At 38.5% G+C, this 17,135-nt stretch carries 14 protein-coding genes and 1 pseudogene; 12 read left to right on the top strand and 3 right to left on the bottom strand.

Annotated features, from left to right (window positions below):
* Nucleotides 1-82 precede the first annotated feature (82 nt).
* Nucleotides 83-997: a hypothetical protein gene (locus DYI81_RS15965; protein WP_117008084.1), complete on the bottom strand. Its 915-nt coding sequence runs from the start codon at nt 995-997 to the stop codon at nt 83-85.
* A 197-nt stretch (nt 998-1,194) separates the two neighbouring features.
* On the opposite strand from DYI81_RS15965, the pseudogene DYI81_RS15960 reads away from it, so the two are divergent.
* From DYI81_RS15960 to DYI81_RS15950, 3 genes and pseudogenes are all read left to right on the top strand, one after another.
* Nucleotides 1,195-3,957, top strand: a pseudogene (locus tag DYI81_RS15960) (type I restriction-modification system subunit M).
* Nucleotide 3,958: 1 nt separating this feature from the next.
* On the top strand, nt 3,959-5,113 hold the full coding sequence (locus DYI81_RS15955) for a restriction endonuclease subunit S (RefSeq protein ID WP_117008083.1): 1,155 nt from the start codon (nt 3,959-3,961) through the stop codon (nt 5,111-5,113).
* Nucleotides 5,114-5,186: 73 nt separating this feature from the next.
* Complete coding sequence (locus DYI81_RS15950; protein WP_117008082.1) at nt 5,187-8,324, top strand: HsdR family type I site-specific deoxyribonuclease; 3,138 nt, start codon at nt 5,187-5,189, stop codon at nt 8,322-8,324.
* Between the two features lie 33 nt (nt 8,325-8,357).
* Here the strand turns inward: DYI81_RS15950 and DYI81_RS15945 are convergent, their stop codons facing one another.
* Nucleotides 8,358-9,191 carry a TIGR02391 family protein gene (locus DYI81_RS15945; protein ID WP_117008081.1) on the bottom strand — a complete coding sequence of 278 codons (834 nt, stop codon included), beginning with the start codon at nt 9,189-9,191 and terminating at the stop codon, nt 8,358-8,360.
* Nucleotides 9,192-9,603: 412 nt separating this feature from the next.
* Between DYI81_RS15945 and DYI81_RS15940 the strand changes: the two genes are divergently transcribed.
* From DYI81_RS15940 to DYI81_RS15930, 3 genes are read left to right on the top strand one after another with little or no spacing between them, the layout of a single operon-like run.
* Nucleotides 9,604-10,830 carry an efflux RND transporter periplasmic adaptor subunit gene (locus DYI81_RS15940; RefSeq protein WP_117008085.1) on the top strand — a complete coding sequence of 409 codons (1,227 nt, stop codon included), beginning with the start codon at nt 9,604-9,606 and terminating at the stop codon, nt 10,828-10,830.
* Complete coding sequence (locus DYI81_RS15935; RefSeq protein ID WP_117008080.1) at nt 10,827-12,050, top strand: FtsX-like permease family protein; 1,224 nt, start codon at nt 10,827-10,829, stop codon at nt 12,048-12,050. Before DYI81_RS15940 ends, DYI81_RS15935 begins: the two co-directional genes overlap by 4 nt.
* Entirely contained in the window at nt 12,043-12,756 is a 714-nt protein-coding gene (locus DYI81_RS15930; RefSeq protein WP_117008079.1) for an ABC transporter ATP-binding protein, read from the top strand. Before DYI81_RS15935 ends, DYI81_RS15930 begins: the two co-directional genes overlap by 8 nt.
* Before the next feature lie 257 nt (nt 12,757-13,013).
* Here the strand turns inward: DYI81_RS15930 and DYI81_RS15925 are convergent, their stop codons facing one another.
* Nucleotides 13,014-13,325 carry a metalloregulator ArsR/SmtB family transcription factor gene (locus DYI81_RS15925; protein ID WP_117008078.1) on the bottom strand — a complete coding sequence of 104 codons (312 nt, stop codon included), beginning with the start codon at nt 13,323-13,325 and terminating at the stop codon, nt 13,014-13,016.
* 120 nt (nt 13,326-13,445) lie between these two features.
* On the opposite strand from DYI81_RS15925, the gene DYI81_RS15920 reads away from it, so the two are divergent.
* From DYI81_RS15920 to DYI81_RS15895, 6 genes are all read left to right on the top strand, one after another.
* The gene (locus DYI81_RS15920; protein WP_117008077.1) at nt 13,446-13,862 is read left to right on the top strand and encodes a YeeE/YedE thiosulfate transporter family protein; all 417 of its coding nucleotides are present in this window, start codon (nt 13,446-13,448) and stop codon (nt 13,860-13,862) included.
* 1 nt (nt 13,863) lies between these two features.
* Entirely contained in the window at nt 13,864-14,280 is a 417-nt protein-coding gene (locus DYI81_RS15915; protein WP_117008076.1) for a DUF6691 family protein, read from the top strand.
* A 2-nt stretch (nt 14,281-14,282) separates the two neighbouring features.
* Nucleotides 14,283-15,155 carry an MBL fold metallo-hydrolase gene (locus DYI81_RS15910; protein WP_117008075.1) on the top strand — a complete coding sequence of 291 codons (873 nt, stop codon included), beginning with the start codon at nt 14,283-14,285 and terminating at the stop codon, nt 15,153-15,155.
* A 65-nt stretch (nt 15,156-15,220) separates the two neighbouring features.
* Nucleotides 15,221-16,003, top strand: a complete 783-nt coding sequence (locus DYI81_RS15905) for a sulfite exporter TauE/SafE family protein (protein WP_117008074.1) — start codon at nt 15,221-15,223, stop codon at nt 16,001-16,003.
* Nucleotides 16,004-16,103: 100 nt separating this feature from the next.
* Nucleotides 16,104-16,499, top strand: a complete 396-nt coding sequence (locus DYI81_RS15900; RefSeq protein ID WP_004988491.1) for a rhodanese-like domain-containing protein — start codon at nt 16,104-16,106, stop codon at nt 16,497-16,499.
* A gap of 55 nt (nt 16,500-16,554) precedes the next feature.
* The gene (locus DYI81_RS15895; RefSeq protein ID WP_004988488.1) at nt 16,555-16,890 is read left to right on the top strand and encodes a carboxymuconolactone decarboxylase family protein; all 336 of its coding nucleotides are present in this window, start codon (nt 16,555-16,557) and stop codon (nt 16,888-16,890) included.
* The last annotated feature ends 245 nt before the right edge of the window (nt 16,891-17,135 follow it).

The raw sequence follows: 17,135 nt of genomic DNA, 5'->3' as shown, positions 1-17,135 counted from the left end.
GAATGATTTCTTCTTGGTCTACGTGTCATAAAATACTCCATATATTGATGTTTATAACATCATTTGGGGAGCAAAATATCACTTATAAGTGTTGTTCAAATTTCCTGATCCACCTCTCTGAAAACATATGTACAACGGTAGCAAAAATATTATTTTGAACGACATCAATAGTTGTTTGAATTTTAACATCTTCATTGTCAATTTTTAATTTTTTTCCAGTGGCGTCAGTACCAAGAAGTATAATATTTTGGTTGCCTTGTATAGTTGCTTTATTAGCTTCTTTCGCAATAACTTTTTGGTTTAAACCTTTGTTATTAGTAATTTCAAATTTTCCTTGACCTCCGGCTTCATCTGAAGTTTCTTGCATTTGACGGAACATATCCTCTCCATCAATTTCAGAATTACGATCATTGAGAATAAATGTAACTTTTTTCAACTTATTGAATAAGTATATATTCTCATTTAAAGTTTTTTGGTTGGTCAGCGGAGTCAGTGTCAGCTCAACAATTGGGAATTCTTTTAAAAAGGGATTTCTTTCTTCTTTCGGTAAACTATCTTTATAATTAATTTGTTCATTTCTTAAAAAATATGACAATGTACTTCTAAAATTTTCTGGAGTTGGAGCATATTTCGTTTCAGCAGCATAAAGTAATCTATGGTTGTTTAAAATTAAAGCAAAAATCGCAGAAGGTGCCGAATCAAGTTTTTTCTTATCTTTTACTAACTTTCCAGCTGCATCACGATACTGCTCACGTTCAAGTTTGGTCTGTTTAACAAATCGGCCAACTAAAGCAAGAGTATTTTTCTCCCCTAGGATATCGTCACCTAGATTCACCAATGAAACTTCATCAAAATAGAAATTACTTTTGCCAGCTTTTCGATTTTTGTTTTTGAAAAATGAAGGCTCCACAACTTCTTTATATAAGTCTAATAAATTGTGATCCCCAAATTTACATACTAAATTTGCTATTTCTAAGTTTTTTTCTAAAGTTGCCATATTGTGAGTATTATTCAAGTTAAATGCATGAAAATATTATATTAAATTTAATGAATTATAAAACACTTTAAAATTATAAATATTTCTTATTTGACGGTTCTTATTGAGAATACCCCCCAAATCAACGAAAATACAGGCATCATAAGCCTTCTGGTCATTAAAGGCTTTAACCTTATTTAAGAACTGTAGACAACCCTATGAACAAACAACAACTTGCTTCTAAAATCTGGGAATCAGCCAATAAAATGCGCTCAAAGATTGAGGCGAATGAATATAAAGACTATATCCTAGGGTTCATGTTCTACAAGTTTCTCTCTGATAAAGAATTAAGTTTTTTAGAAGCCAATGACTTTGCACAGTCAGATATTGAAGCACTGACAGAAGAAGATGCTGAAACCGTAGAATTTATTAAAAATGGTATCGGTTATTTCATTGCTTATGATGACCTGTTCTCAACATGGCTCAATAAAGGCTTAGACTTTACCGTTGCTGATGTCCGTGATGCGCTATCCGCTTTCTCACGTCACATTCATAGCTCTCACAAAAAAGTGTTTGATGGCATCTTTAAGACATTAGAGACAGGTCTAAGTAAATTAGGCGATAACTCAAATAGCCAGACCAAAGCGATCAGTGACTTGTTGCAACTGATCAAAGTCATTCCAATGAATAACAAGCAAGACTATGACGTGCTTGGTTTCATTTATGAATACTTAATTGGGTCTTTTGCTGCCAATGCAGGTAAAAAAGCAGGTGAGTTCTATACACCGCACGAAGTTTCAGTCCTCATGTCTGAAATTATTGCGCATCATTTAAAAGACCAGCCTGAAATCAAAATTTACGATCCAACAAGTGGTTCGGGGTCATTGCTGATTAATATTGGTAGTTCTGTGGCGAAGCATGTCAATGATGCCAATAAAATCAAATACTACGCACAAGAATTAAAAGAGAATACCTATAACTTAACCCGTATGAACTTGGTGATGCGTGGTATTTTACCTGCCAATATTGTGGCGAGAAATGCCGATACTTTAGAAGATGACTGGCCATTTTTTGAAGACAATGATCCCATCAATACTTACGAACCACTCTATGTAGATGCAGTGGTATCGAATCCACCATATTCACAAGCCTAGGATCCAGCAAATAAAGATGCAGACCCTCGATACAAAGAATTCGGTTTAGCCCCTAAAACTAAGGCGGATTATGCGTTCTTGTTGCATGATTTATATCATTTAAAACCAAATGGCATTATGGCGATTGTCTTACCACATGGCGTATTGTTCCGTGGCGGTGAAGAAGAGCGTATACGTACCAATTTAATTAAGAAAAACCACATTGATGCGATTATTGGTTTACCTGCCAATATTTTCTTTGGTACAGGTATTCCAACGGTCATCCTTATTTTAAAACAACAACGTCCAACTACAGACGTGTTGATTGTTGATGCATCTAAAGGCTTTGTGAAGCTCGGTAAAAACAACCATCTTCAAGCATCGAATATTAAGAAAATTGTCGATGCTGTGATTGAGCGTAAAGATGTTGAGCAGTTCTCACGTCTAGTGACGCAAAAAGAAATTCAGGATCAGGGCTACAACCTGAATATTCCTCGTTATGTAGACTCTTCAGCAACGGCTGAAACATGGGATATCTATGCCACGATGTTTGGCGGTATTCCGAAAAAAGAAATTGATGCGCACAGTGCATATTGGAAGGCATTCCCACAATTACGCCAAGACTTATTTACAGAAAGCGATACGCCTTACGTGAATTTGGCGACAACTGAAATTAGCCAAGCGATTCACAGCCATCAAGATGTGAAGGGCTTTGTGACTCAGTTTAATACCGCATTTGCTGATTTTAAGGATTACTTAAAAGGCGAACTCATTGGCAAAATGCAAAGCTTGCATATTGCTCAACAAGAAAATGTTTTAAGTAAAGACATATTTAAACGTTTAGCTGATATTCCATTGGTGGATAAATATCAGGCTTACCAAGCTTTAGATGACCAATGGCAAGGTATTGCAGGTGATTTGGAGATTATTCAATCTGAAGGTTTGGATGCTGCCAAAATCGTTAATCCAAATATCGTGATTAAAAAGAAAGATGGTAAAGAGCATGAAGTACAAGAAGGTTGGGTAGGCTATGTATTGCCATTTGATCTTGTACAGCAGCGTTTATTGTCTAAAGAGTTGGAAGCATTAAAAGCCAAAGAGCGTGAACTTGCAGAAGACAGTGCAGAGATTGAGTCTTTGATGGAGTCTTTATCTGAAGAAGATAAAGAGCAATTGTTAAATGAAGCCAATGATGCCTTTGTGCCTGCTGAAATTGCTAAAGCCTTGAAGCAAGCGTATGCCGAAATTGAAACGCCTGAAATTGTGGCACTCAATGAGTATCTTGAGTTTTTAGCTACAGATCCAAAGCCTAAAAAGCCCCCAAAAGAGCAGTTTGTAAAAGACCATGCAGAAGTGCAATGGTCAAATATTGAAGCGAATAAAGACGGTACTTATGCGGCACCAAAAGTTAAAGCGTATTTAAAGCAATTGCGCTCAGGCTTTAGTTTTGAAGAAGGCAGTTTAGAGGCAACTTTGGTACAGGTCGATGAATTACTTGCACAAGAGAAAGAGTTAAAAGCACAGATTAGTAAAGACGAAACTGTACTGCATCTTTTAACCAAATCTACCATTGAAGCTTTAGAAGATGCTCAAGTTAAAGCATTGTTAGAAGCGAAGTGGGTTGAACCGATTGTTTCTGCGATTTTGGCATTGCCGAATGAAGTGATTGAGCATTTGACTGATACGGTACAGGCATTAGCAGATAAGTATGCAGTAACCTATACGGAAACTACGCAGAAGCTGACAGAAGCAGAGCATAGCCTTGCAGACTTGATTGATGACTTAACAGGTGATGAGTTTGATATGCAAGGTTTGGCTCAGTTTCAAGCATTGTTAAAAGGGGTGTAATGTGGAAAATCAAAAATGCCCTGAAGTGAGATTTAAAAAATTTGATAGATTATGGGATTCCAAACTTATTGAGGACATACTCAAAATTAAAAGTGGTATGTCTCAAAAGAATGTTGAAGTAGAAAAAGGTATCTATCCAATTTTAGCTACTGGTGGTGAAATTGGCAGAACAAATACAGCACTTTATGATAAAGAAAGTGTACTTATTGGTCGAAAAGGTACGATTGATAAGCCGTACTATATGAATTCACCCTTTTGGACTGTAGATACTTTATTTTATTCTGAATTATCTTCAGAAGTAGTAGGATATTTCGTATATTCGATTTTTCAAAAAATTAATTGGCGCCATCATAATACTTCGACGGGTGTTCCTAGTCTTACAAGTTCAGCAATCCATGCGATAGAAATTAATATTCCTGATAAAACAGAACAAGGGCAAATAGGTAACTTCTTCCAAAACCTTGATGAGTCCATTGCATTACATGAAAAAAAACTAGCTCAAACCCAAAACTTTAAAAAAGCGATGTTAGAAAAAATGTTTCCGAAACAGGGGAGTAAGCGTCCTGAAATTCGTTTAAAAGGGTTTAGTGGGGATTGGGAAAAGAAAAAATTAGAAAATGAAGTAGAGTTTTTTAGTGGATTAACTTATTCACCAAATGACATTACTGATAAAAATGGAACTTTAGTATTAAGATCATCAAACGTACATGATAATCAGATTGTTACTGAAAATAATGTATATGTAGATAATGAAGCCATTAATGTTCAGAATGTTGAAGTTGGAGACATTATAGTTGTAGTCAGAAATGGTTCAAGAAACCTTATAGGTAAGCATGCTGTTATCAATGAAAAAATGGAAAATACCGTTATTGGTGCTTTTATGACAGGAGTGAAAGCGTCTAATCCATATTTCATTAATGCTTTATTTGATACAAATCTGTTTGATGTCGCTGTTAGTCGAAATCTAGGCGCTACTATTAATCAGATTACTACGGCAATGTTTAAAGAAATGGAATTTAGTTTCCCAAATGAAGATGAACAGATTGCACTAGGTCAGTTTTTTCAAAAAATTGATGAAACATGTCTATTGCTAAAACAACAACTTCAAACCTTAAAAAATCTGAAACAAGCATTGTTAGAAAAAATGTTTGTTTAATCATTGTTATATCCCCCTTGATGTAAGGGGGATTTTTAAAATCTAAATACTGACTTTATAAAACCAAACAAATATGACTTTTAAAAGTGAAACAGCATTCGAACAAGCACTCATTGACCTCCTTTTAAAAAAAGGTTGGCAAGATGTCATTAAAAACCCAACGGAACAGGATCTCATCGATAACTGGGCAGAGATTCTTTTCCAAAATAACCGAGAAATTGATCGATTGAATAATCAGCCTTTAACTCAAGGGGAAATGGATCAGATTATTGAGCAGATTAATACACTGCGCACGCCTTTTGCCCTCAATGGATTTATTAACGGTAAAACTGTATCCATTAAACGTGACAATCCAAATGACGAACTACATTTTGGTAAAGAAGTCAGCTTAACCATTTACGACCGTCAAGAGATCGCAGCAGGTAAAAGCCGTTATCAGATTGCGCAACAACCCAAATTCCCAACCAAATCTAAAATTTTAAATGACCGTCGTGGCGACTTGATGCTGCTCATTAACGGGATGCCAGTTTTTCATATCGAGCTAAAACGTTCAGGCGTGCCCGTGAGTCAGGCAGCACACCAAATCGAAAACTATGCACGTTCGGGCATCTTTATAGGCCTATTTGCATTGGTACAAATCTTCGTGGCAATGAACCCAGAAGAAACTTGGTACTTTGCCAACCCGGGACCTGATGGCACATTTAACTCAGATTTCTATTTCAATTGGGGAGATTTTAATAACGAACCCGTGAACTATTGGAAAGATATTGCGGGGAACCTACTTTCAATCCCCATGGCACATCAACTGATTGGCTTCTATACCATTGCGGATAAAACCGATGGTGTTCTAAAAGTCATGCGCAGTTATCAGTGTTTTGCTGTGCATGAAATCACGGATCGGGTGGCAAGTGTTGAATGGGATGGCAGAGATCGTTTAGGGGGGTATATTTGGCATACCACAGGATCTGGTAAAACCATGACCAGCTTTAAGGCAGCCCATTTGATTGCACTAAGCAAAGATGCAGATAAAGTGATTTTCTTAATGGATCGTATTGAATTGGGTGTGCAGTCACTTGAGCAATATAACAACTTTGCTGAAATTGAAGACTTTGTCCAAGCCACTGAAAATACCCATGCCTTGGTCAGTAAACTCAAAAGTAAAAATCCAAATGAAGTCTTGATCGTAAGCTCAATTCAAAAAATGAGTAATATCAAAGATGAAGATGGAGGTTTAAATGCACATGACATTGAACTGATCAACAAAAAACGAATTGTCATCATTGTAGATGAAGCACATCGCTCTACATTCGGTGAAATGCTGATGACCATTAAAGATACCTTCCCACAAGCAGTATTTTTTGGTTTTACAGGTACACCAATTCAAGAAGAAAACGAAAAAAATATGAATACCACGGCAACGGTATTCGGCAATGAATTACACCGTTACAGCATTGCAGATGGTATTCGAGATAAAAACGTTTTAGGTTTTGACCCTTATTTGGTTTCAACCTATAAAGATGCCAAGTTGCGTGAAGCGGTTGCGCTTGATGAGGCTAAAGCCAATACGGTAAAAGAAGCTTTAGATGATCCTGAGAAAAAAGCAGTCTATCAACGCTTTATGGACAGTAAGCAAGTTGCAATGGCAGGACAAATGGATAAGACAGGTAAATATATAAAAGGGATTGAGGATTACCTGCCAACGTCACAGTATCACCGTACAGAGCATCGCAATAAAGTGGTCGAAGATATCAAAGACAATTGGGTGCAGTACAGCCAAAATCATAAATTCCATGCCATGTTTGCGACCAGTAGTATTCCTGAAGCGATTGAGTACTATCGACTGATTAAAAAGGCGATGCCAGAGCTAAAAGTCACAGCCTTATTTGATCCAAATATTGATAACAATGGTAATGCTGCCTTTAAACAGGATGGCTTAGTTGAAATTATTCAAGACTACAATGCACTTTATGGTGTGGACTTTAGTTTAGCTACTCATGCCAAGATGAAGAGAGATATTGCAGATCGCCTATCACACAAAGAAGCCTATAAACGCATCGAAAATACGCCTGAAAAACAGCTTGATCTGTTAATTGTGGTGGATCAAATGCTGACAGGTTTTGACTCAAAATGGGTCAATACGCTGTATTTGGATAAGATGTTAGAATATGCAAATCTAATCCAAGCCTTCTCACGTACCAATCGCTTGTTTGGCAAAGATAAGCCATTTGGCATTATTCGTTATTATCGTCGTCCGCACACCATGAAGCGTAATATCGACGCTGCGGTAAAATTATATTCGGGTGATAAGCCATTGGCTTTATTTGTCGATAAATTGCCAAGCAATTTAAAAAACATCAATGACATCTTCGAAAAAATTGATAGCGTATTTAAAAGTGCCCATGTGTCTAATTTTGAGAAGTTACCAGAAGATGATCAGTCCTGTGCTTTATTTGCAAAACTGTTTAAACAACTCAACGAATATCTTGAAGCGGCTAAAATTCAGGGCTTTAAATGGGATAAATTGAGTTATGAATTTACTGATGAGCATAAAAAGAAATTTACGATTCAATTAAAGTTGGATGAGCAAACTTTCTTAGTTCTGGCACTGCGTTATAAAGAACTGTTCTCGAATGGCGGTGGTGGCGGTTCAGGTGGTGGGAGCATACCTTTTGAAGTAGAAGGCTATTTAACAGAAATCGATACAGACAAAATCGATTCAGATTACATGAACAGTCGTTTTGATAAATATCTGAAAGCACTGCGTAATGGTGATTTAGAACTTTCTATTGAAGATGCCTTAAATGAATTGCATAAAAGTTTTGCAATGCTCACTGCTGAAGAACAGAAGTTTGCCAACATTTTCTTACATGATGTACAGCGAGGGGATGCAGAACTAATCGCTGGTAAGTCATTCAGGGATTACATTACAGAGTATCAATACCAAGCACAAGAAGATGGAATTCATGATCTTGCAGAAGCACTAGGACTGGATGAAACTAAGTTAAGACAACTGATGAATGCTCAAGTTACTGAAAACAATATTAATGAATTTGGGCGTTTTGACGAACTTTTAGCATCAGTGGATAAAGTCAAAGCGAAACTGTATTTAGAAGCCAAAGGTAGTACTACTATTCTACCATTCAAAGTGAATATTCGAGTGAATGCAATGTTACGGAAATTCATATTGAGTAATGGCAAAGAATTAGCATAGTGATGAAATAAGACAAGGCCATACGGCCTTGTCTTATTTTGATTCTATTTTTATTGCTTCAGCTTCTAGTAGGTATAATTCATTGATCAATAAAAATTCACGATATTGATGAATTAAGTTTTCATCTTTTTCTCGATGCGCACGAGCGTTCCGAAAAGCCATATACGCACCTGTGAATAAATTTACTCGACCTTTGATCTCAGCACTGTCTGGTACATCCCAAGTAAGCAGAGCATTTTCACCTTGAAAGACTTGAGCAAATAGTTTGGTGCTATGCTCACGGATACCTGTACGTGTACGAATAATATCTTCAAGACGCTTATATGCTTTTGTTAAAGCAGAGTCGGGATCTTGTTTAAAGAGTAGAGCAAGGTCAAAAATTCTGTCATCAATAATCGAGTAGGGTAGTTCTAAAGGGTAGTAACGCTTTGAATTAACAGTGTGGGCTGCTTCATTTTCGAAAGGATAAATATAATCATGCAGACGAATAGGACGAATGATTTTTTGCTGAAAAATAAAATCAATATCCTGATCATTTAATGATGAGTTATTCAATCTATTGAGAAGCTTCGTAGGTATTAGAATTTCTTCAGTTTCAATTCTATGTTTGCTTAAAAGAGCTAATGCTTTTGCTAGACCCTTTGGTCCTTCACCTGAATAACAAGATGTAAAGCCAGAGCGAATGACATAATAATTTTCGGTTAGATCTTTCAAGATAAAGGCATGAGATTGTTCACTTGTCAGCAATAGGGCGTAACTTAGATCTGCATGAGTTTGGATCAAATTGTGCAGGCTTAATAGACATGTTTCTGTAATGCCTTCTTCACCTAAATAATCGACACGATAGTAATTTTCTGTTTTAAACATTTTTATAAATAGAGAATTGTTGTTCGAAAAGATGATGGGGTAAATTGGGGTAAAAATCTAGTACTTCAAATTTTCTAATTGGTAGATTTCTTTGGGGATTTTGGGTGAGTTCAATTGCCACCACCACAACAGCTACTTTACTAAATAGAGCTATGTATTATGTTATTGGTAGCTAAAGTGTTTAAGTTTTAAATGTGTTTAAAATTTATATAAAAATATGAAATATAAAAAATATTAATTTAAAATTTACGATTTTTAATCAATATTATTAAAAAACTATATCTAGTAAGGAAAATTAATTTAAGAAAATGATCTGCTCTTTTATTTGGTGTGTTATTACACAATTTTCATATATATTTAATTAATAATTCGATTCAGAAAATATCTCTTTATTCTGGCTTGGAGAATGGAATTGCTTGTTACTCGCTATAAGCCTTGTATCATGATCATACTACTGGTTTTAGCCGTCAGTTTTGCTACATATCGCTGGTGGCAAGGACCATTACTGCCTAGTTATGAAGTCGTATCTAATCCATTGATTCAAACAGTTGTTGCTTCAGGACGGGTAGAGAAAGTATCTCGGACTCAGATTGGTAGTGAAATTACAGGGGTTGTTCTTGAGCGCTTGGTTCAAGAGGGAGACCGGGTCTCTCGAGGGGATATTCTTTTAGGACTGAAATCTGATGAAATTTCAGCGCAAGTGCGGCAGGCAGAAGCTGAATTAAAAGAACTCGAAACCACTAGACGCCCGCAAGCAGAAGTTGATTTAGCGAATGCCAAAGTACAATTAGAACAGGCTCAAAGAGAGGCGTTACGCAGACGAAATACCGAATTAGGAATATTATCAGCAGAGGAAAGGGAGAAATCGATAGAGGCAGAAAGACTCGCCCGTAATAATTTGGAATTAGCTCGATTAAAAGTTTCTTCACTTGCCCCAAATAAAGTTGAAGAGACAAAATTACGCGAACGACTCGCTGCACTTCAAGCGCAACTTGCCAAAACCAAAATTCGTGCAGAAGTTTCGGGTATTATTTTAACGCGTAATGTTGAGCCAGGGGATCTGGTACAACCGAGTCAGACTCTCTTCACTATTGCACTGGATGGTGCGACTGAAATACGAGTGCCATTTGATGAACGAAATTTACCACTGTTGGCTTTACAACAAAAAGCCGCAGTGATTGCAGATGCCTATCCAAATCAATCTTTTCCTGCCCATATTAATTTTATTGCTCCAAGTATTGATGCTCAACGTGGCACAGTAGACGTCCGATTAACAGTTGATCCAGTCCCAGGTTTTCTGCGTCAAGACATGACGGTATCGGTAAATGTTGAAACCAACAAGCGCGAGCGAACCTTGGTCATTCCAAATGATGCTTTAAGCAGTATAAGTGGCAACAAGGCTATGGTCATTTTAGTAAGAGATAGAAAAATTCAACGTCATCCTATCACACTGGGTTTACGTGGTTTGGTTATGTCTGAAGTTGTAGCTGGATTGAAAGAAGGTGATCACGTCCTTACCGATGCAGAATCAGTGCTTAAAGATGGAACTGGTGTCCGAATAGAGAAAACTAAACCTGTTTTCCAGAGTCAAACGGATCAGAAAAATAGCAAAAATGAATTACCGGTGAAATTCGATTGAAAAACTTTTTTAGGCGACTTTGGACCGAGTGGACCATCGCAATCAGTTTTTTGCGAGAGGGTCGCACACAGTCGATGATGATTACCATTGGCGTCGCGGTGGGGGTAGCCGTCATTGTGTTCATTAGCGCCTTAATTCAGGGTTTACAATCGAATATTGTAGAAAGAACTTTAGGGACACAGGCGCATATTCGTTTGCTCTCACCAGATGAGGTGAATCGTATTGTGCCACCAGCAGCAGGAACACTTCAGTTGTTACAAGAAGATAAGCGTGCACAACGCTTACGTTCTATTAATAATTGGCAGCAGATTACTGGGACTTTAGATCATTTACCGGTGTTGACTGCGGTTTCTCCTGTGGTCTCAGGTCCTGCATTTGTACAGCGCGGAGATGCGATTCAATCTATTGCATTGGTTGGTATCAACCTTGAACGTTATCAACAGATTATTCCGTTGAAGCAATATATGGTGAGTGGTGAATTACAGGTCAGTGCGGATAATGTATTAATTGGGCGTCAATTAGCCAAAGATTTGGGTGTGCAAGTTGGGAGCAAATTAAGATTAGATACCGGGCAACAGAAAAATGCAGTTGTGAACATCTCTGGAATATTTGAATTGGGTGTGCGTGAATTGGATGCGCGCTATGTCTATCTGGATTTGAAACAGGCGCAATCTTTACTTAATTTGCCGGGTGGGGTCACCGTGATTGATCTGACGATTCAGGATATTTTTCAGGCGGATCAAATTGCCTCACAAGTTGGACGCCTGACAGGATTAAAAGCAGAAAGCTGGATTGAAACCAATGCTCAATTAATGAATGCGATTACCGCTCAAAGTCTTTCTACAAACATGATTATTGTTTTTGTAGGGATTTCAGTCGCTTTTGGCATTGCCAGTGTGATGTCGGTGAGTGTGGTGCAACGGACTCGGGAAATCGGTATTTTACGTGCGACGGGGGCGACACAAGCACAAATTTTAAGAGTTTTCTTGTTTCAGGGAGCAATTTTTGGTCTGCTTGGTTCGATGCTTGGCAGTGTAGTCAGTTATGGTTTGATCTGGGGATTTAATCAGTTTGGTCCCGGCTTGTTTTATATTTCGATTTCAATCAAGCTTATCTTGTCGGCATTATTCTTGGCGACTTTAACGGGAGTTTTGGCTGCTGCAATACCATCCCGTCGGGCTGCTGCACTCGATCCTGTGGAGGCAATTCGTCATGTCTGATTCATCTGAGGAAGTACTACGTTTAGAAGCATTGCGAAAGTCTTACAATGTTGGGCAGCCTAATGAAGTGGAGGTATTACATGGAATTGACCTGTGTATTCAACGGAATGACTTTGCTGCATTAATTGGTCCTTCTGGTTCAGGCAAAAGTACTTTACTGAATATTCTTGGCTTATTAGATCAGCCTAGTCGTGGTGAGTTGTACTTGTTGGGGCAGGCGACAAGCCGTATGGATGATACGGCTCGGACAGCATTACGAGGCAATAGTATAGGTTTTGTGTTTCAGTTCCATCATCTTATACAGGCTTTTACTGCCTTACATAATGTACTCATGCCATTAATGCTGAAGCAAGGTAAGCCAGATCAATCTGCGTTGCAATATGCCCATGAATTATTGGCCGCTGTAGGGTTAGATAAGTTCGCTGACCGTAAACCCAATGAGCTTTCTGGAGGGCAGCAGCAACGCGTAGCGATTGCACGTTCACTGATTACTCAGCCTGCACTATTGTTGGCCGATGAACCGACAGGTAATCTGGATACTCAAACTGCTGCGGAAATGTTTGAATTATTTCGTAAAGTACATCGCGAACATGACTGTGCAGTCTTATTGGTGACTCATGATCCTAGATTATCGGCGACCTGTGATCGAACGATTAATTTGGTGGATGGGAGAATTCAGAGTGATTCCAAACACGAGATGGAATGAGCCGGAATGTAGATCACTCTTCTGGTAAAAGCAGTTCAAAACATTGAGTAGACATCAAAATTCTAGCACGATATAAGAACAAACTTGTAAATCGATAAATTATAACCCTGTGTAATTTGAATAAAATATTTTTCAGATTTAGTTCACTAAATCTAATCTAGAGAAAAAATGAGTACAAGATTTTTCAATATTAAGAGTATTAAAAAAAACAAAGGTTTACTGCTTCTGATCATTTCTTTTTGGCTGTACTAAGCGGATTAATTCGCACAATACAGCTCGTACAGCTTTTGCATCAAACTTAAGACCTTGGGATCACTCAGACGATAGAAAATCTGTTTACCCTCACGTCGTGTGCTGACCATGTCAGCCTTACGTAGGACAGTCAGTTGTTGTGAAAGTGTAGGTTGATGAATGTCAGTGGATTCTTCAATTTCCTGAACATTCATTTCCCCGTCAACCAGGACACATAAGATTTTCAGACGATCAGGATTGGCTAAAACTTTTAGGCATTGGCTGACGAAATCGACCTGTGAAAAATCAATTTTGGCATTTGCAGCAATTATATCCATAAATGTCCTCGAAACCTTTGACGTAGCCCATGCAGTTTACACAATTTACCATAAAACTGCTTGATTATTATTTTTTATTATATAATATAAAAAAGTATATTGTATAGAGGTTGATTTACCATGCATGACTTCCTCATCGCATTTATTGGCGGTTTAATGCTCGGACTTTCAGTGGTCGGCTATCTTTACGTCAATGGCCGTATTGCAGGAATCAGTGGTTTGGTTGGGCAGGTATTAAACCCAAAAACCGTATTTAAAACGCCTGCGATCTGGTTCTTATCAGGCTTGATCATCACACCGTTTATTTATGGTCTGTTTGTACAACCTGAAATCGAATTGAATGCCAGCCCATTGATGATGATTGTGGCAGGTCTGCTGGTAGGCTTTGGGACACGTTTGGGTTCGGGCTGTACCAGTGGTCACGGAATTTGTGGCATTAGTCGGCTGTCTAAGCGTTCTATTGTCGCGACGATGACTTTTATGTTTGCAGGTTTTGTCACCGTTTATATTATCCGTCATATCACAGGAGCATTATAAAATGAAAAATGTGTTTGCCTTTTTATTTGGTGCTCTGTTCTCTGTGGGGCTGATGGTGTCGGGCATGTCCAATCCTGAAAAGGTACTCGACTTTCTGGATCTGTTTGGTGATTGGGATGCCAGTCTGGCCTTTGTCATGATGGGCGCGATTGCAGTGGCCTTTATTCCTTTCCAGAAAGCATTACGTACGGCACAACCGAAAACAGTATTTAATGAGCCTATTGATTTGCCTAAAAATAATCAGATAGATAAGAAACTGATGACGGGTGCGGTTTTATTTGGTGCAGGTTGGGGCATTGCCGGCATCTGTCCGGCGCCAAGTTTCACCTTGATCGGTTTGGGCCACTATCAAGTGCTCTATTTTATTGTAGCAATGCTGGTGGGTGTATGGATTCACCGTAAATGGTCAGGAGCTTAATGATGTCAAACTTACCTATAGTAAAAGATTTTTTTCACGAAGATACCAATACCTTCAGTTATGTTGTACGTGATCCTGCGACCAATGCCTGCGCCATTATTGATAGCGTTCTGGATTACGATCCGGCATCGGCAAGTACCTCAACTATTCATGCCGATAAGATTATTGCGTATGTTAAAGAGCAGGATTTAACGGTCGAGTGGATTCTCGAAACCCATGTCCATGCTGATCATCTAACAGCTGCGCAATATCTCAAAGAAAAACTAGGTGGCAAAATTGCCATGAGCCAGAAGATTTCCGTGGTACAGGAAACCTTTGGTGCGATTTATCATCTGGATATTAAACAATGGAATGCCCAGCAGCTCTTTGATTATTTATTTGAAGATCATGAGTCGTTCCAAATCGGAACATTGAAAGCCTATAACATTCCAACACCGGGACATACGCCTGCTTGCCTGAGTTATGTCATGGGTGATGCCGTGTTTGTGGGTGATACCTTATTCATGCCAGATTATGGAACAGCGCGCTGTGATTTCCCGAAGGGAAGCGCATCAATCCTTTTTGATTCAATACAAAGTTTGTATCAACTGCCTGAGAAAACACGTGTATTTCTCTGCCATGATTATTTGCCAGAAAAGCGCGATACCTATATGTGTGAAACGGATATTCAGACTCAAAAAAATCAGAATATCCATATTCACGACGGCACGACCAAAGATGATTTTGTTGAAATGCGTAATAAGCGCGATGCGGGTTTAAGTATGCCCAAGCTGATTTTACCTTCGATACAGATCAATATGAAAGCAGGACAATTCCCTGAACCCGAAGAGAATGGTGTTTCTTATTTAAAACTTCCACTGAATTACTTCAAATAGGCAAATTTTAAGATTAAACAACAAGTTTTGTTTAATTGGTTTGGTAATAGAGGGGGGCACTAGCGATGTGGATGCTAATACTTGAAGGACTGGCCATCGGTGGTTTGCTTGGGTTAACCGGTGCTGGTGGTGGCATTCTGGCCGTACCCGCACTGATGGCAAGTCAAGGATGGACGGTCGCACAAGCTGCACCTGTTGGCTTGCTTGCAGTCACTTTATCTGCCTTGGTTGGAACATTTGAAGGCTTATTTAAGAAGATAGTACGCTATCGGGCTGCGCTTTGGATTGCACTGATTAGCATTCCTTCAGCACGTTATGGTGTGCATCTGGGAGGAATAATTTCTCCTGTATGGCTTACCTTAGCATTCAGTTTAGTCATGCTCGTGGTTGCTTACCGGATTTTTTTTAAAAAAGTGAATGACCATACAGGTGTGCTGTGTAAAGTTAACCAAACAACTGGTCGTCTGATTTGGAACATGAAAACTGCATTGTCTCTCGGTGCCATTGGTGTCGTGGCAGGTTTATTGACTGGTTTGCTTGGGGTAGGTGGGGGATTCGTGATTGTTCCAGTACTGAGTAAAGTAACTGATCTTGATATGCGCAGTATTGTTGCGACCTCGTTGATGATTATTTTCCTGATAGGTGGTGTCAGCATTTCAGCTCATATTTTAGATGGTTTTCAATACCCCGTTTCGGTCACGCTGACTTTCGTTTTAGCTTGCATGGCTGGGATGTTGATTGGTCGAAGTTTGATGCCTTTAGTTAAGAATAGTCAAATCCAAAAGGTTTTTGCTATAACTGTCATAAGCGTAGCATTTTATTTAATTTCTACAGTCATCATAACTTAATACAAGCAAGAGATTAGAGCCAAATTTAAAAACTGCATTTTAAAGACATGAATATTTAATCAGAGACCAGATTTCTAAAGATCGGAAGAGGTAAAGAGTAATGAAAACAGCAGAACAATTAATTTCAATGGCAAAAAACCGAATTCAAGAAGTGACGGTAGACGGCTTACTTGAAGCCATGAAAAACCATAAAACCATTCTGATTGATGTTCGGGAACCGGATGAATTTCAGGCGGCAGCGATAGACCGAGCCGTGAATTATCCTCGTGGTGTTTTAGAAATGAGAATTCACCAGCATCCTGTGGCGAGCCATCATTGCGATACCTTGCAAGCACTAGAATATCTTAAAGATCAGCCGATTTATTTGATTTGTGGGACGGGTGGCCGATCAGCTCTGGCTACAGATACTTTACAGAATATGGGATTTACTCAGGTGAAATCTGTTCAGGGTGGATTCCAAGCATGGCTAGAGCAGGGTTATCCAGTAGAGAAATAACTAGATTTCTATTTTAAGTCTAACTTAAGTTTATGGACATTCAAGTGAGAAAATCATGAAGTACAAAGAATTAACTCAAAATATTTCAGGCAGTTTAAAGACATTAGCGCAGGATTCTCCTGATTTAATGAAAAGTTTTAATCAATTGTCACAAGTTGCAATGCGAGATGGTGTTATTGATCCTAAAACAAAAGAACTGATTGCCTTAGCGATTGGTGTTGCAGCACGATGTGATGGATGTATAGGTTTTCATGTCAGAACCCTAGTCAAAATGGGAATGACATTGCAAGAATTAGAGGAAGTGCTTGGTGTTGCAGTTTATATGGGGGGCGGTCCTTCATTGATGTATGCCGCTAATGCATTGGAAGCATTTAAAGAATTCACAGCTTAATTTTTTCAATCATTGGGAAACGATATGAATCAGCACTGGGATAATCTTTATTCGCAAACACAGGATCTGTATGGCATTTCGCCCAATCATTTTATTCAACAGATAGCAGATCAGGTTCCAATTGTGGGAAAAACTCTTGCTATAGCAGAGGGTGAGGGGAGGAATATCCTTTATTTGACTAGGAGCAGTTTGTTAGATGAGGGATGTTCCTAATGTGAGTTGAGAATCAGAAAAGAAGCTTTAGC

Origin of the sequence: Acinetobacter sp. SWAC5 (assembly GCF_003419885.1) — a bacterium.
GTDB lineage: Bacteria > Pseudomonadota > Gammaproteobacteria > Pseudomonadales > Moraxellaceae > Acinetobacter > Acinetobacter cumulans.
The sequence above is the reverse complement of the archived record's forward strand: the minus strand, read 5'-3'. Positions and strand labels throughout refer to the sequence as shown.

What these genes read in the sequence shown, in the direction of transcription:
- DYI81_RS15965 (WP_117008084.1), bottom strand. Translation starts at nt 997, where the DNA reads ATGGCAACTTTAGAAAAAAACTTAGAAATAGCAAATTTAGTATGTAAA.
- DYI81_RS15950 (WP_117008082.1), top strand. Translation starts at nt 5,187, where the DNA reads ATGACTTTTAAAAGTGAAACAGCATTCGAACAAGCACTCATTGACCTC.
- DYI81_RS15945 (WP_117008081.1), bottom strand. Translation starts at nt 9,191, where the DNA reads ATGTTTAAAACAGAAAATTACTATCGTGTCGATTATTTAGGTGAAGAA.
- DYI81_RS15930 (WP_117008079.1), top strand. Translation starts at nt 12,043, where the DNA reads ATGTCTGATTCATCTGAGGAAGTACTACGTTTAGAAGCATTGCGAAAG.
- DYI81_RS15925 (WP_117008078.1), bottom strand. Translation starts at nt 13,325, where the DNA reads ATGGATATAATTGCTGCAAATGCCAAAATTGATTTTTCACAGGTCGAT.
- DYI81_RS15920 (WP_117008077.1), top strand. Translation starts at nt 13,446, where the DNA reads ATGCATGACTTCCTCATCGCATTTATTGGCGGTTTAATGCTCGGACTT.
- DYI81_RS15915 (WP_117008076.1), top strand. Translation starts at nt 13,864, where the DNA reads ATGAAAAATGTGTTTGCCTTTTTATTTGGTGCTCTGTTCTCTGTGGGG.
- DYI81_RS15910 (WP_117008075.1), top strand. Translation starts at nt 14,283, where the DNA reads ATGTCAAACTTACCTATAGTAAAAGATTTTTTTCACGAAGATACCAAT.
- DYI81_RS15905 (WP_117008074.1), top strand. Translation starts at nt 15,221, where the DNA reads ATGTGGATGCTAATACTTGAAGGACTGGCCATCGGTGGTTTGCTTGGG.
- DYI81_RS15900 (WP_004988491.1), top strand. Translation starts at nt 16,104, where the DNA reads ATGAAAACAGCAGAACAATTAATTTCAATGGCAAAAAACCGAATTCAA.
- DYI81_RS15895 (WP_004988488.1), top strand. Translation starts at nt 16,555, where the DNA reads ATGAAGTACAAAGAATTAACTCAAAATATTTCAGGCAGTTTAAAGACA.